The organism is Pseudarthrobacter sp. IC2-21, assembly GCF_034048115.1.
In the GTDB taxonomy this organism is placed as follows: Bacteria; Actinomycetota; Actinomycetes; order Actinomycetales; family Micrococcaceae; genus Arthrobacter; species Arthrobacter naphthalenicus.
This window is the reverse complement of record NZ_CP139145.1, coordinates 3,760,675-3,773,852: the sequence shown is the minus strand read 5'-3', so window position 1 is coordinate 3,773,852 and position 13,178 is coordinate 3,760,675. Positions and strand designations below refer to the sequence as shown.

Sequence of the window (13,178 nt, the reverse complement as noted above, 5' to 3'; positions counted from 1 at the left end):
TCCTTACGGGTTGAAGGTGCGGTCGCCGGCGAAGAACCCCAGGCCGTACTCGGGGGTTTCGAACTTCACGGTGGTGCCCTTGGGGAAGAACAGCACGTCGCGTTCCTTGGCGTGCGTGACTTCGCCGGTGCTCTGGTCCGTGAGGATGAATTCTCCCTTGATGACAACCTTCATCTCGTCATAGGTGTACGTGTAGACGAGGGGCTCGGACGCCTTCAGTTCGAAGAAGCCGGCACACATGACCGATCCTTCGGGGTTGTGCAGGGAATCTCCGATCGCGGAGATGGTCCCCGGCTCATTCATCGACGGCAGGCCGATGAAGCCGTTTTCAACCTTGTGGATGGATCCGGCCTTGCTCAAAGTGCCTACGAGAGTGGTTTCCATGATGTCTCCTATGACTTGTGGTGTGAAGGTGGAGTGGGAGGGGCATCTACCGCGGGAACCGGCCTGACCGGCTCCTTGGAGTGTGATGTGAGTCACGCCCCGTGCCCTGAAAGCAAACCTACGTGACTTAATTCATCTAGTCCAGACTTTTTAAAAGTTAAGTCTTAAATTCCGTTTTATTTCTTCGGGCCATCGTTGACAGGCCTGCGGCCCCGAACGCATTGCGGCGGATGCCGGGTTCGGAAGGGCCCGGCATCCGCCGCGCTGTCTGCCGCTGGCTGGTTTGGCGACAGCTGCGCCTGACAATGTCGTCATCCGACACTTCCCGCGAACACGCGGGGCGCGCGGGACTCGTTTCGCTGGAAACCCCGCCAAGTCCTTGTCAGGGACTTGGAATCGGCTCCAGGTCTCCCGCGTCCTCGTCTGAGGATGGAGCGGTAGCTGCCCTGCTGTTCAGGCGACGGGATTCACGCTGGGTATACAACCAGATGGGTATGTACAGCGATAGTACGAGGAAGCCAACCCAGGTGGAGGTCCAGCCGACCTCCAGGCTGTTCAGGTAGACAACGCCCGCCAGACACAGAGGCAGGTTGAACAGGCCAAAGAGCAGGGCCACCTTTTTCCAGCCCTTGGGTGCTTTGAATGGCCGTTCCAGATTGGCGAAGGCCGGGTGATTTTTGGCCCTGACATAGGCGAACAGGCTGATGCCGTTGGCGCAGGTGTATCCGATCGCCGATGCTGCCAGGATGGCCGCAGGGGTTCCCATGGAAATCAGCACGAGGTTGAAGGCGCCGATGACCAGCATGGCCACAAACGGGGTCCCCTGACGGTTTGTTTTGCCGAACACCCTCGGCAGGTTGCCTTCACTCGACATGGAATGCATGGCCCGGGAGGAGCCCAGGTAAGCCGTCTGGATGATGAGGACCATGGCGGCAATCAGCATGATGATGGTGACCATGGTGCCCGCTTGGCCGAAGACGGCCTGAGCCACTGGAATCAGAGGCGACAAAGGCTCGGCCAGCACGCCTTCAACTCCGAGCACGCCGATCACTGCAGACTGCACCAAGACAAACGAGAAGAAGCAGATGATGCCGCACGCATAGAGTGCTTTGGGGACATCCCTCGACGGGTTCTTATATTCAGGGCCGTAGATGGCTGCCGTTTCCCAGGCGCAGGCACTCCACTGGGCAATCGCAAAAATACCAAAGAGGATCAGGACGTGGTGCATGTCCCAGGCCCAATCGGCCGGCATCCAACTGCCGGTGATATTTGAGAGCTCGACGTGCCCGGTGGCGAACGGCGCCACGGTCAGGACGACCAGAGGGATAAGAGAGAACGCAGCCAGGACGTAACCCAGTTTGGCGCCATCTTTGAGGCCGAACCAGTTCACGATGAACAATCCGCTGAAGATCACTACGCCGGAGATCAATGCGAGCTGATATTCGGTGAATGTCTCGGCCAGCACCGGAAAAAGCCCATGCAGGTAACCGCCCACCAGGATGGAAAAAATTGCCAGCACGGGGTTCCAGGCGAACCAGTAGCTCCACGCAGAGAAGCCGCCGATCAGCTTGCCCTTGTCGTACTTGCCCTTGTAGTTCTCCGTACGGAACACATGCTGCGCAAACCCCGGTAGGCCGGAAGCTTTGGGGAAGGTGGTGGCCATCTCGGCATAGGCAGTGCTCTGCATAAAACCCTGCAGGACCGATAGTCCCCAGACGAGGATGGCCGCGGCAGAGACATACATCGGCAGATAGCCCAGCGAGGGCAGAATCAGCAAGGGAACACCCAGCGCAATGGCCAAGCCCTGCTTCCAGTCGATCGACCTTTCCAGGTGATCGGTGCCGTCTAAACGATTTTCACTCATTGAATCTCCCTAAAACTACTGAAGTCGTCGCTGACTTCTTCGTTATGGAACGCGGTTCGTGGATCCCCTATTGGCGGTGAACGGCTTCTCTGTGTATGTAGTGTTGCCGCGCCAGGCTTGCTGCCCGATGCTGCAGCCGCATGAATGTCCGGACTGGTGCCGTCGTGTAAAGCGATGGGGCGCCGGTGCGCAGGAGTGGACCCGGCGAGCCATGCGGAAGAGTGCGCCAGGAGTGCTCGCCGGGGCGCCGTGGACGGGTCGACTTCCGGAGTTGTGGACGCGGGTGTTGTCCGGAGCTTGGGAAGTTTCTCCTGCGATGCCGAAGGGCTCATGTCGGCTCCGCATTAGCGCAATGTGAAGCAGATCACTCCCAGAGGTTACAGCTTAATAGCTCTATAGCGATAGTTTTAATTCGGAATAAGTCTGGGGTATCTTATTGCCCGGCCCGGGGCTGGCAGCGAAATCTCCCGATTTATGCGATGTAGATCAGGGAAAGCCCAAGATGAGGGACATCCAGGCTGATCCGATGCTGATGGGGGTAGTCGGATTTAATCCGCTCGCCAACAAGGTATAAGCCCGAGTTGCCGAGAATGACGCGGTTGCTGGCATTGACCAGGGCCGCATCGGCGGAGATGGCGCGCAGGCTCGGCATGATGAGGGGTTCCAGGTCCTTGATCCTGATGTCACAGGCGGCTACACCGGTGAAGCGTTCCTGGACAAACAGCGGTGCCGCAAATGTCAGAATATATTCCTCGAAGCCGAGGAAGTCCACATACGGCCCCCAGAGGCTCTGTTCACCCGTGGACGCGGCGGTGGAGAAGAACGGTAGTTTTTCATAGTCGTAGTAGCGGCTGCTGCCGGGAGTCATGTCCAGGTCGAGCCTGCCGACGGTGCCGTATTCCTTGCGTGCCCACCAGTCCAATGCCGGAACCCCCGGCTCGAGGGTCTCCACCGCAAAGAACGTTCCGGCGCCGGCCGCAAAGGCATTCCGTGTCAGGAAGTCGCGGGGATATTCGTCCAACCCGGCCAGTGCGGCGACATTGATGCCGGGCTCGCCGGCGAGATTTCCCTCCAGTAGGGAGGCGATGTCGCCAGCGAGGGTTTTCACCTCCGCGCAGACGCCGCTCAGCCAGGAAGAAAGGGTAGCGGCAGCATGTGCGACTTCAGCGGCGGGCATCATTGACCATCCTGGGTTGATTGGGCGTAGCCGAGGGTGAGCTTCTTATCGATGAGGTGGAAGATGTTCCGCCTGATGTGCTCAAGGACAAGGTTCTGGGCTTTCTCCGGCTGGTCCTGGGAAACTGCCCGGACCAGTTCCAAGTGTTCAGCGGTTGCCTGTTCCGGGTCAAATGCCACCGTGAGGGGAGTCCAAAGCTGCTGCACTGTTTCTTCCTGAAGCCGGATCTCGGCATTGGCGAGCCTCGGTGACTGGGCGGCGATGGCCATCTCGATGTGGAAGCGGCTGTCGGCTGGTGCACGCAACTCGGGGGTGTCGGCCAGGACCAAGGCCCGGGCAAGCTCCTGCAGCCGTTCGCAGTCGTGTGGCTCAGCACGCTCACATGCCAGGCGGACGGTGGTGGCGGCGATGGCTGAATGTTCGTCACCGATGTCGCGGATTTCGGATATCGACGTCGAGAGGAACCAATCGCGTATCACATCAGTCTGCGTTCGGGGCTGGCTGACCACAAAGGTTCCTCCGCTTCGCCCCCTGCGGGTCTCAACAACCCCGCTCTCGCGCAGTTCCCCTAAGGCTTCGCGAAGGGTAGCACCGCCAACCCCGAACATTTCGGAGAGGGCGGCTTCCGGAGGCAAACGTTCACCGACTTTGAGCAGTCCCAGGCCGATGGCCTTGGTAATTCTGTCCACGATCGCATCGGCCCTCTCGATTTCGGGCAGGGACCGGTAGATCTGGGACTGGAATGAGGACGGCGAGGCCAAAAGTCTGCGCTCCGGGAACTGGGCTGCGGGGTTGGTCATCAACAAGCGGGTCCGGACTGCTGCGTCATGACTCAGCTCGTTGTACAGAGTCTATGCAATAAATCCTTCGAAACTGCGGCTTTCCGGGGGTTCCCATCCACCCAGCAGCGGGGCGCTATCCCAAAGTGTAGTTAGAACCGTCAGAAAACAGTGTTACCACTGCCTGTCCGCATCGGGAGGATGGATATCAACCAGAAAGCGTCGTTCGGCTGCTACCGGCCAACGACCGAATAGAAGGGGAAAACATCGTGACTACGACAACAAGTGAAGTTCGTACCGGGCATAGCAGCACAGACGACATTGTCCGGAATCTCGCTCTTGTCAGGGACGAGATCACGGACACCGCGGCCAAGATTAACGGGCAGCAGCTCGCCGACCTCGCCCGTCACCTCAGCCAGCCTGGCCGCGTGTTCGTCGCTGGAGCCGGCCGGAGCGGCCTGGTGCTGCGGATGGCGGCCATGAGGCTGATGCACCTTGGCCTTAACGTCCACATCGCCGGTGACACCACTACTCCGGCAATCGCCTCCGGTGACCTGCTCCTGGTGGCCTCCGGATCGGGAACCACCGCCGGGGTGGTCAAGTCGGCCGAAACAGCGGCCAAGGCGGGCGCACGCATTGCCGCGTTCACCACCAACGGCAGTTCACCGCTGGCCGGCCTCGCCGATTCGCTGGTCATCATTCCTGCCGCCCAGAAGACGGACCACGGCTCCAGCGTTTCCCGACAGTACTCCGGATCGCTCTTCGAGCAGGTTCTCTTCCTCGCCACCGAAGCGCTTTTCCAGTCTCTGTGGGACAACACGGATGTGCCTGCCGAAGAGCTTTGGCTCCGGCACGCAAACCTCGAATAACCGAGGCGCAGCTCTAACCCACCGCAGTATCAACCCGATTTTCACCACCCATCGCATTTCCCAACAGAAGGAAAAACCATCATGAAGCTCCAAGTTGCTATCGACCTGCTGACCACCGAAGCCGCCCTCGAACTCGCCGGCCAGGTTGCCGAATTCGTTGACATCATCGAACTGGGCACCCCGCTGATCAAGGCCGAAGGCCTCTCGGTCATCACCGCGATCAAGAACGCCCACCCGGACAAGGTCGTTTTTGCTGACCTGAAGACCATGGATGCCGGCGAACTCGAAGCCGACATCGCTTTCAAGGCCGGCGCTGACCTGGTCACCGTGCTCGGTGCCGCCGATGACTCCACCATCGCCGGTGCCGTCAAGGCAGCCAAGGCCCACAACAAGGGTGTTGTCGTTGACCTCATCGGCATCGCAGACAAGGTGACCCGTGCCAAGGAAGTCCGCGCCCTGGGTGCGAAGTTCGTTGAGATGCACGCGGGCCTGGACGAGCAGGCCAAGCCCGGCTTCGACCTGAACGGCCTGCTTCGCGCCGGCGCCGAAGCCCGCGTTCCGTTCTCCGTTGCAGGCGGCGTAAAGCTCGCCACCATCGCAGACGTCCAGAAGGCCGGCGCTGACGTAGCCGTTGCCGGTGGTGCCATCTATGGTGCAGCCGACCCGGCACTGGCAGCCAAGCAGCTCCGCGCCGCCATCAACTAACCAGCCGGTGGACGGTGGCGTCCCGCACTCCCAACAGTTCCGGGACGCCACCGTCGGGCTGCAGGCCCTTCATTGGGGGCTGCAGCCCGGAAAGTCTGACCTGTACTGCCCGCGGAGACACGTTCCCGCGGGCAGTACGGTTCAGCGTTGAATCCAATTCCAGAAACACAACACCCCAATGACGCGGGGTTGGCACATGGGCGCACAACCCATGGGAAGGAACTGTTCATCATGCGTAGTCAGGCCACCCATAACGTAGAAGTAGTTGTTACCGAGCCAAGCCGTCTTTACGAGTTGCTCGACGATGCCGAGGCCACCCTCCGCCAGGTAGCCAGGCCCCACTGCTATTCCGGCATCCTGGTCACCCGCCATACCCCAAGCCGTTACACCCTCACCCTCAGTGACGCTGTTCCCTACGGTGAGACCCGCGAGCAGATTCTCTCCTGACCGCCGGTCCGCGGCCGCACTACCCTGTCGAAAGTTAGAACATGTCACTTACCTACGTTGATCCAAGCGCGAGGCCCGTGCCGAAGTCCGGGCGTAATCCGTTGCGGGATCCGCGGGATCGCCGGTTGAACCGGATTGCGGGTCCGTCCTCGTTGGTCCTTTTTGGGGTGACGGGTGATTTGGCCCGGAAGAAGCTGATGCCGGCGGTGTATGACCTGGCGAACCGGGGGTTGTTGCCGCCGAGTTTCGCGTTGGTGGGTTTCGGCCGGCGGTCCTGGTCCCATGAGGAGTTCGCCGCGCAGGTGGAGGAGTCTGTCCGGGCTCATGCCCGGACCCCGTTTGATGAGGCGGTCTGGAACCAGCTCGCCGAGGGGGTGCGTTTTGTCCAGGGCGAGTTCGACGATGATGACGCGTTCGAGCGTTTGGGTGAGACGATCGCGGAACTGGATGAGGTCCGCGGAACGCGGGGGAACCACGCGTTTTATCTTTCGATCCCGCCGAAGGCGTTTGAGCAGGTCTGCCGGCAGCTCTCCAAGCATGGCCTCGCGCAGGCGGACGGGCAGAAGTGGCGCCGGGTGGTGATCGAGAAGCCGTTCGGTCATGACCTGGAGTCTGCCCGGCAGCTGAACGACATTGTCGAGTCGGTGTTCCCGCCGGACGCGGTGTTCCGGATCGATCATTACCTGGGCAAGGAAACGGTGCAGAACATCCTGGCGCTGCGGTTCGCGAACCAGCTGTTCGAACCGTTGTGGAACGCGAATTACGTGGACCACGTCCAGATCACCATGGCCGAGGACATCGGCACGGGCGGCCGGGCGGGGTATTACGACGGGGTCGGCGCGGCCCGGGACGTGATCCAGAACCACCTCCTGCAGTTACTGGCACTGACCGCGATGGAGGAACCGATCTCGTTCAACGCCGATGATTTGCGGGCCGAGAAGGAAAAGGTCCTCGCCGCGGTCAAGCTCCCGGAGGATTTATCCGCGCACTCCGCGCGGGGGCAGTTCGCCGGCGGCTGGCAGGGCGGGGAACAGGTCCAGGGCTACCTGGAAGAAGAAGGCATCCCGGCGGATTCGAAGACCGAGACGTACGCGGCGATCCGGGTGGATATCCATACCCGCCGCTGGGCCGGGGTCCCGTTCTACCTGCGCGCGGGCAAACGCCTGGGCCGGCGGGTGACCGAGATCGCGGTGGTGTTCAAACGCGCCCCGAACCTGCTCTTCCGCGACCACGGCGAGGATGACTTCGGGCAGAACGCCGTGGTCATCCGGGTCCAGCCCGATGAGGGCGCCACGATCCGGTTCGGGTCCAAGGTCCCGGGCACCCAGATGGAAGTCCGGGACGTGACCATGGACTTCGGCTACGGGCACTCGTTCACCGAGTCCTCCCCGGAAGCGTATGAGCGGCTGATCCTGGACGTGCTGTTGGGTGAGCCGCCGCTGTTCCCGCGGCATGAGGAAGTGGAACTGTCCTGGAAGATCCTGGACCCGTTCGAAGATTACTGGGCCGGGCTGAAGGAACAGCCTGAACCCTACGCCCCCGGGTCCTGGGGACCCGCCAGCGCGGATGAGCTGCTGGCCCGTGACGGACGAACCTGGAGAAGGCCATGATCGTTGACCTGCCGGACACCACCACCTCTAAGGTTTCCAAAAAGCTGATGTCCCTGCGCGAGCAGGGCGGGGTGATCGCCCTGGGCCGGGTCCTGACCCTGGTGGTCGTGACCCGTTCCGGGCTCGAGGAAGAAGCGATCGAGGCCGCGAACGAAGCCAGCCGGGAACACCCCTGCCGGATCATCGTGCTCGCCGACGCCGGCGCGGACGCCCCGAACCGGCTTGACGGCCAGATCCGGGTCGGCGGGGACGCCGGCGCCTCGGAAGTGATCGTGCTCCGGGGCTACGGTGAACTCGCGCACGAATCCGAATCCCTCGTCGCGGCCCTGCTGCTCCCGGACGCCCCGATCGTGGCCTGGTGGCCGCACGGCACCCCGGAAAACGCGTGCGAAACCTCCGTGGGACGCATCGCGCACCGCCGGATCACCGACTCCGCGAACGAACCGGACCCCCAAAAAGCGCTCGAGAACATCCGGGCCACCTACCAGGCCGGCGACACCGACCTCGCCTGGACCCGGCTCACGAACTGGCGGATCCAGCTCGCCGCCGTCCTGGACCAGACCGATTCCTCCCCCGTCACCGCCGTCGCGGTCGAAGGCGCCTCCGACTCACCCTCCACGATCCTGCTCGCCGCCTGGCTGACCCTGGCCCTGGACGCACCCGTGACCATCGTCGCGGACCCCGCCGGAACCGGCATCCGCCGCGTCCGGCTCACCCGCCGCAGCGGCGACGTCCAGCTCTACCGCCCCGGGACCACCATCGCCGAACTCACCCAACCCGGCCAACCCGCCCAACGCATCTCCCTGCCCCGCCGCAGCCTCAAAGACTGCCTCGCCGAAGAACTCCGCCGCCTCGACCCCGACGAAGTCTTCGGCGAAACCATCACCAACCTCCCCACCCCCACCCAGCAGGAATTCCCCATGACGTTCACGTGCAGCGGTGAGCCGGAACGTCACAACTACCGCGAGTCATTGATCCCCGTTTAGATGGACCGCATAAGCGGGATCGGGCAACCAAAGACGTGGAACCCCGTCACGTCAGTTAGATTGGCACTTGGTGCCGATTCACCGGGTCCAAACGGATCCAGGAAAGGAACACAAGAATAATGGTCCATAAAGTACAGGCCGTCATTGTCAGGGAGAAGAACGCCCCGGTTTCGCTGGAGACCATTCTGGTCCCGGATCCCGGGCCGGGGGAGGCACTGGTGGACATTCTCACCTGCGGCGTCTGCCACACCGACCTGCACTACAAGCAGGGTGCCATCGGCGATGACTTCCCTTACCTGCTGGGCCATGAGGCCACCGGTGTGGTCAGCGCGGTGGGTCCCGATGTCACGCAGGTGGCCCCGGGTGACCGGGTGATCCTGAACTGGCGCGCCGTCTGCGGGGAATGCCGCGCCTGCGCCAAGGGCCAGCCGCAGTACTGCTTCAACACGCACAACGCGACGCAGAAAATGACCCTCGAGGACGGAACGGAACTCTCTCCCGCGCTGGGGATTGGCGCGTTCGCGGAGAAGACTCTTGTTGCCGCCGGGCAGTGCACGAAAATTGACGACGACGTCGATCCCGCCGCCGTCGGGCTGCTCGGCTGCGGCGTGATGGCAGGCATTGGTGCAGCCATCAACACGGGCGAGGTCAAGCGCGGCGAATCCGTGGCTGTCATCGGCTGCGGCGGCGTGGGCATCGCGGCGATCGCCGGGGCAAAGCTCGCGGGCGCCACCACCATCATCGCGGTGGACATCGACGCCAAGAAGGTGGAGATGGCCAAATCCCTTGGCGCCACCCACGGCGTGGATTCCAGCCAGGAAGACCCCATCGAGGCAATTCGGGCCCTCACAGGCGGCAACGGCGCGGACGTGGTGATTGACGCCGTCGGACGTCCCGAAACGTACAAGCAGGCGTTCTACGCCCGCGACCTCGCCGGCCGCGTGGTCCTGGTGGGTGTCCCGGCGCCGGACATGAAGCTTGAACTGCCGCTGCTGGATGTCTTTGGCCGGGGCGGATCGCTGAAGTCCTCCTGGTACGGCGACTGCCTGCCCTCCCGGGACTTCCCCATGCTCGTGGCGCATTACAAGCAGGGCAATCTGGACTTGGACGCGTTCGTGTCCGAACGGATTTCCATCGACGAGGTCGAGGAAGCGTTCGGCAAGATGCACGAGGGCAAGGTGCTGCGCTCGGTTGTGGAACTCAAGACTCGGAAGGAGTCCTCATGACAGTCACTATTGAAAACCTGGTCACCTCGGGCACGTTTTCGCTCGACGGCGGAACGTGGGATGTGGACAACAACGTCTGGATTGTGGGCAACGATGATGAGTGCGTGATCATCGATTCCCCGCATGATGCGGCTGCGATCATCAACCAGGTCCGCGGCCGCAAGGTCCTGGCCATCCTGCTGACCCACGCCCACAACGACCACATCGGCGCGGCGCGTGAGGTTGCCGCCGCCGTCGGCGCCCCGATCATCCTGAACCCGGAGGACCTGGTCCTCTGGAAGCAGGTTTATCCGGATGCGGACCCGGACCGGTACCACGGGGACGGCGATATTTTCGAGGTAGGCGGCACGGCGCTGCTGGCCATCCACACCCCGGGACATTCCCCCGGCTCCACCTGTTTCTACCTTGAGACAGAAGGAACGGTGTTCACCGGCGATACTCTCTTCAACGGTGGACCCGGGGCAACTGGACGGTCCTACAGCGACTATCCCACCATCCTGACGTCCATCCGGGAGCGGCTCCTCGTCCTCCCGCCGGAGACAGTGGTCCGCACCGGCCACGGCGACAACACCACCATTGGTGCTGAACGGGAAACGCTGGCTAAGGTTTCCGAGTAAAGCAGGGTCGCGAAACAGCAGTAGCCCCGTTGAGGCGCGCCAGGACAGCTGGCGCGCCTCAACGGGCGTTTTGGACAAGAACGGCGTGAGCCGCAAAGGAAGTTGGAACAATGAAGTTCGGTAAGCAGCCCGCACCGGTCGCGGACATCAACGAGGAGAACCTCGAAGTCCACAAGCCCAAAACGGAGGCGGCCGGCGTCAAGGCCGTGATGGTGGCCTTGGAACGCGCCGTGGCCCAGGCCGGCGTGACACGGACCGCGCAGTCCCTGCTGCGGCTGAACCAGCAGGGCGGATTCGACTGCCCCGGCTGCGCCTGGCCCGAATCTGCCACCAAACGCAAAGCCGCCGAGTTCTGTGAGAACGGGGCCAAGGCGGTGGCCGAGGAGAACACCCTGCGCACGGTGGGGGCTGAGTTCTGGGCCAGGCATTCGGTCGCCGAACTCTCAACCAAGACCGAATACTGGCTGGGTAACCAGGGACGGATCAGCGAACCGGTAGTGATCCGGGAGGGGGAGTCCCACTATTCGCCGATCTCCTGGGCCGAAGCCTTCGACCTGATCGGCGAACACATCCGGGCCTCCACCCCGGACCGCTGTGTTTTTTATACCTCCGGGCGGACCGCGAACGAGACCGCGTTTATGTACCAGCTCTTCGCCCGCGCCCTGGGCACCAACAACCTGCCGGACTGCTCCAACATGTGCCACGAGTCCTCCGGTTCGGCTCTGAACCCGACCATCGGCATCGGCAAGGGCACCGTTTCCTTGGAGGACATCCACGATTCCGAACTCATCTTCGTGGTGGGGCAGAACCCGGGAACCAACCACCCCCGCATGCTGTCCGCGCTGAAGGAATGCAAGGACAAGGGCGGCAAGGTTGTGGCCGTTAACCCGCTCCCGGAAGCCGGCCTGTTCAATTTCAAGGACCCCCAGACCGTCTCGGGCGTGGTGGGCGGCGGCACGCCGCTGGCCGATGAATACCTGCAGATCAAGGTAGGTGGTGACCTCGCACTCTTCCAGGCACTGGGCCACCTGCTCCTGGCGGAGGAGGAACGCAACCCGGGCACCGTCGTCGACCGTTCCTTCATTGACGCACAAACCGATGGGTTCGACGCCTACACCGACGCCCGCAAAGAATTGGACTGGGATGAGACGGAGAAGGCCACCGGGCTGTCCCGCGGACAGATCGAAACCGTGGCCGGAATGCTCATCAAGTCCAAGGCCACCATCTTCTGCTGGGCCCTGGGCGTGACCCAACAGCCGCACTCGGTGGACACCATCAAGGAAATGGTCAACGTCCTGCTCCTGCAGGGCAACTTCGGCAAGCCCGGCGCCGGTGCCTGCCCCGTCCGCGGACACTCCAACGTCCAGGGTGACCGGACCATGGGTATCTGGGAAAAGCCCAAGGAATGGCTCCTCGACGCACTGGACGCCGAGTTCGGAATCCAGTCGCCGCGGCATCACGGCCACGACGCCGTCGAGTCCATGGAGGCTTTTGAGCGCGACGAGGTGGACGTTTTTGTGTCCATGGGCGGCAACTTCTCGCTGGCCTGCTCGGATACCGAAACCCTGGAAGCGGGCATGCAGCGGATCGGCCTGACCGTGCACATCTCCACCAAACCCAACCGGTCCCACATCGTGCATGGCCGCACCTCGCTGATCCTGCCCACCCTGGGCCGGACAGACAAGGACGACAAGCACCCCAAGGGCGCCCAGTTCCTGTCCGTGGAGGACTCCATGTCCGTGGTCCACTCCACCCAGGGCAGGCTCCAGCCGGTCTCGGACCACCTGCTTGCCGAGCCCGTCATTGTGGCGCGGATGGCCGAGGCGACCTTCGGGCCGGACCACCCGGTGGACTGGAAAGCCATGGCCGAGGACTACGACGTGGTCCGTGACCACATTTCCCGGGTCCTGCCCGGGTTCGAAGACTTCAACACCAGGGTCCGCACCAAGAACGGGTTTGTGCTGCCCAACCCGCCGCGCGATACCCGCTCCTTCAAGACGGACATCGGCCGCGGCCGCTTCACCGTGAGTCCGCTGGAATACCTGACCCCGCCGGACGGCCACCTGGTGCTCCAGACCATCCGCAGCCACGACCAGTACAACACCACCTTCTACGGCCTGGACGACCGGTACCGCGGCATCTCGGGCGGCCGCCGGGTGATCCTGGTGCACCCCGAAGACCTTGCCGAACTCGGCTTCGAGGACCGGGACCTCGTGGACGTGGTCAGCACCTTCCGCGGCCACGACCGGCAGGCCGACAAGTTCCGCCTGGTGGCCTACCCGACGGCGAAGGGCTGCGCCGCGGCGTACTTCCCCGAAGCCAATGCCCTGGTCCACAAAGAGAACGTGGCCCGGGAATCGAACACTCCGGGTTTCAAGGCGATGTTTGTCCGGTTTGTGCCGCACCTGGCGGAGCCGGACGGAACAGAGTCGGACGCAGCGGGGGCGGAAGCAGCCCATTCTGCTGCGCTGGCCGCTGCCGGCTGAACCAATAACGCAACGGCCCCGTCTCCCA

Annotated in this window: 12 protein-coding genes; 8 read left to right on the top strand and 4 right to left on the bottom strand. The window is 62.9% G+C overall.

Annotated features, from left to right (window positions below; all coding sequences use genetic code 11):
* Nucleotides 1–3: 3 nt before the first annotated feature.
* From SBP01_RS17450 to SBP01_RS17435, 4 genes are all read right to left on the bottom strand, one after another.
* Complete coding sequence (locus tag SBP01_RS17450; protein WP_320536704.1) at nucleotides 4–384, bottom strand: cupin domain-containing protein; 381 nt, start codon at nucleotides 382–384, stop codon at nucleotides 4–6.
* Nucleotides 385–766: 382 nt separating this feature from the next.
* Nucleotides 767–2,248, bottom strand: a complete 1,482-nt coding sequence (locus SBP01_RS17445; RefSeq protein ID WP_320536703.1) for an APC family permease — start codon at nucleotides 2,246–2,248, stop codon at nucleotides 767–769.
* A gap of 472 nt (nucleotides 2,249–2,720) precedes the next feature.
* Complete coding sequence (locus SBP01_RS17440; RefSeq protein ID WP_320536702.1) at nucleotides 2,721–3,428, bottom strand: cache domain-containing protein; 708 nt, start codon at nucleotides 3,426–3,428, stop codon at nucleotides 2,721–2,723.
* Entirely contained in the window at nucleotides 3,425–4,225 is an 801-nt protein-coding gene (locus SBP01_RS17435) for a FadR/GntR family transcriptional regulator (RefSeq protein WP_320536700.1), read from the bottom strand. The genes SBP01_RS17440 and SBP01_RS17435 overlap by 4 nt, the downstream gene beginning before the upstream one ends.
* Nucleotides 4,226–4,473: 248 nt before the next feature.
* Between SBP01_RS17435 and hxlB the strand changes: the two genes are divergently transcribed.
* The 8 genes from hxlB to SBP01_RS17395 all read left to right on the top strand — a co-directional run bounded on the left by hxlB (nucleotide 4,474) and on the right by SBP01_RS17395 (nucleotide 13,150).
* On the top strand, nucleotides 4,474–5,073 hold the full coding sequence (gene hxlB, locus SBP01_RS17430) for a 6-phospho-3-hexuloisomerase (RefSeq protein ID WP_320536699.1): 600 nt from the start codon (nucleotides 4,474–4,476) through the stop codon (nucleotides 5,071–5,073).
* An 81-nt stretch (nucleotides 5,074–5,154) separates the two neighbouring features.
* On the top strand, nucleotides 5,155–5,778 hold the full coding sequence (hxlA, locus tag SBP01_RS17425) for a 3-hexulose-6-phosphate synthase (protein WP_190992144.1): 624 nt from the start codon (nucleotides 5,155–5,157) through the stop codon (nucleotides 5,776–5,778).
* A gap of 231 nt (nucleotides 5,779–6,009) precedes the next feature.
* Nucleotides 6,010–6,225, top strand: coding sequence for a hypothetical protein (locus SBP01_RS17420; protein WP_320536698.1), 216 nt, complete (start codon nucleotides 6,010–6,012; stop codon nucleotides 6,223–6,225).
* A gap of 41 nt (nucleotides 6,226–6,266) precedes the next feature.
* Nucleotides 6,267–7,835, top strand: coding sequence for a glucose-6-phosphate dehydrogenase (zwf, locus tag SBP01_RS17415; protein WP_320536697.1), 1,569 nt, complete (start codon nucleotides 6,267–6,269; stop codon nucleotides 7,833–7,835).
* On the top strand, nucleotides 7,832–8,821 hold the full coding sequence (locus SBP01_RS17410) for a glucose-6-phosphate dehydrogenase assembly protein OpcA (protein WP_320536696.1): 990 nt from the start codon (nucleotides 7,832–7,834) through the stop codon (nucleotides 8,819–8,821). Before zwf ends, SBP01_RS17410 begins: the two co-directional genes overlap by 4 nt.
* Nucleotides 8,822–8,940: 119 nt before the next feature.
* The gene (locus SBP01_RS17405; protein ID WP_320536695.1) at nucleotides 8,941–10,047 is read left to right on the top strand and encodes an S-(hydroxymethyl)mycothiol dehydrogenase; all 1,107 of its coding nucleotides are present in this window, start codon (nucleotides 8,941–8,943) and stop codon (nucleotides 10,045–10,047) included.
* Complete coding sequence (locus SBP01_RS17400) at nucleotides 10,044–10,664, top strand: MBL fold metallo-hydrolase (RefSeq protein WP_320536694.1); 621 nt, start codon at nucleotides 10,044–10,046, stop codon at nucleotides 10,662–10,664. Before SBP01_RS17405 ends, SBP01_RS17400 begins: the two co-directional genes overlap by 4 nt.
* Nucleotides 10,665–10,774: 110 nt before the next feature.
* Nucleotides 10,775–13,150: an FdhF/YdeP family oxidoreductase gene (locus tag SBP01_RS17395; protein WP_320536693.1), complete on the top strand. Its 2,376-nt coding sequence runs from the start codon at nucleotides 10,775–10,777 to the stop codon at nucleotides 13,148–13,150.
* Nucleotides 13,151–13,178: the final 28 nt, after the last annotated feature.

Coding starts and splice junctions, on each gene's coding strand:
- SBP01_RS17450 (WP_320536704.1), bottom strand. CDS start 384: ATGGAAACCACTCTCGTAGGCACTTTGAGCAAGGCCGGATCCATCCAC.
- SBP01_RS17445 (WP_320536703.1), bottom strand. CDS start 2,248: ATGAGTGAAAATCGTTTAGACGGCACCGATCACCTGGAAAGGTCGATC.
- SBP01_RS17440 (WP_320536702.1), bottom strand. CDS start 3,428: ATGATGCCCGCCGCTGAAGTCGCACATGCTGCCGCTACCCTTTCTTCC.
- SBP01_RS17435 (WP_320536700.1), bottom strand. CDS start 4,225: ATGACCAACCCCGCAGCCCAGTTCCCGGAGCGCAGACTTTTGGCCTCG.
- hxlA (WP_190992144.1), top strand. CDS start 5,155: ATGAAGCTCCAAGTTGCTATCGACCTGCTGACCACCGAAGCCGCCCTC.
- SBP01_RS17420 (WP_320536698.1), top strand. CDS start 6,010: ATGCGTAGTCAGGCCACCCATAACGTAGAAGTAGTTGTTACCGAGCCA.
- zwf (WP_320536697.1), top strand. CDS start 6,267: ATGTCACTTACCTACGTTGATCCAAGCGCGAGGCCCGTGCCGAAGTCC.
- SBP01_RS17410 (WP_320536696.1), top strand. CDS start 7,832: ATGATCGTTGACCTGCCGGACACCACCACCTCTAAGGTTTCCAAAAAG.
- SBP01_RS17405 (WP_320536695.1), top strand. CDS start 8,941: ATGGTCCATAAAGTACAGGCCGTCATTGTCAGGGAGAAGAACGCCCCG.
- SBP01_RS17400 (WP_320536694.1), top strand. CDS start 10,044: ATGACAGTCACTATTGAAAACCTGGTCACCTCGGGCACGTTTTCGCTC.
- SBP01_RS17395 (WP_320536693.1), top strand. CDS start 10,775: ATGAAGTTCGGTAAGCAGCCCGCACCGGTCGCGGACATCAACGAGGAG.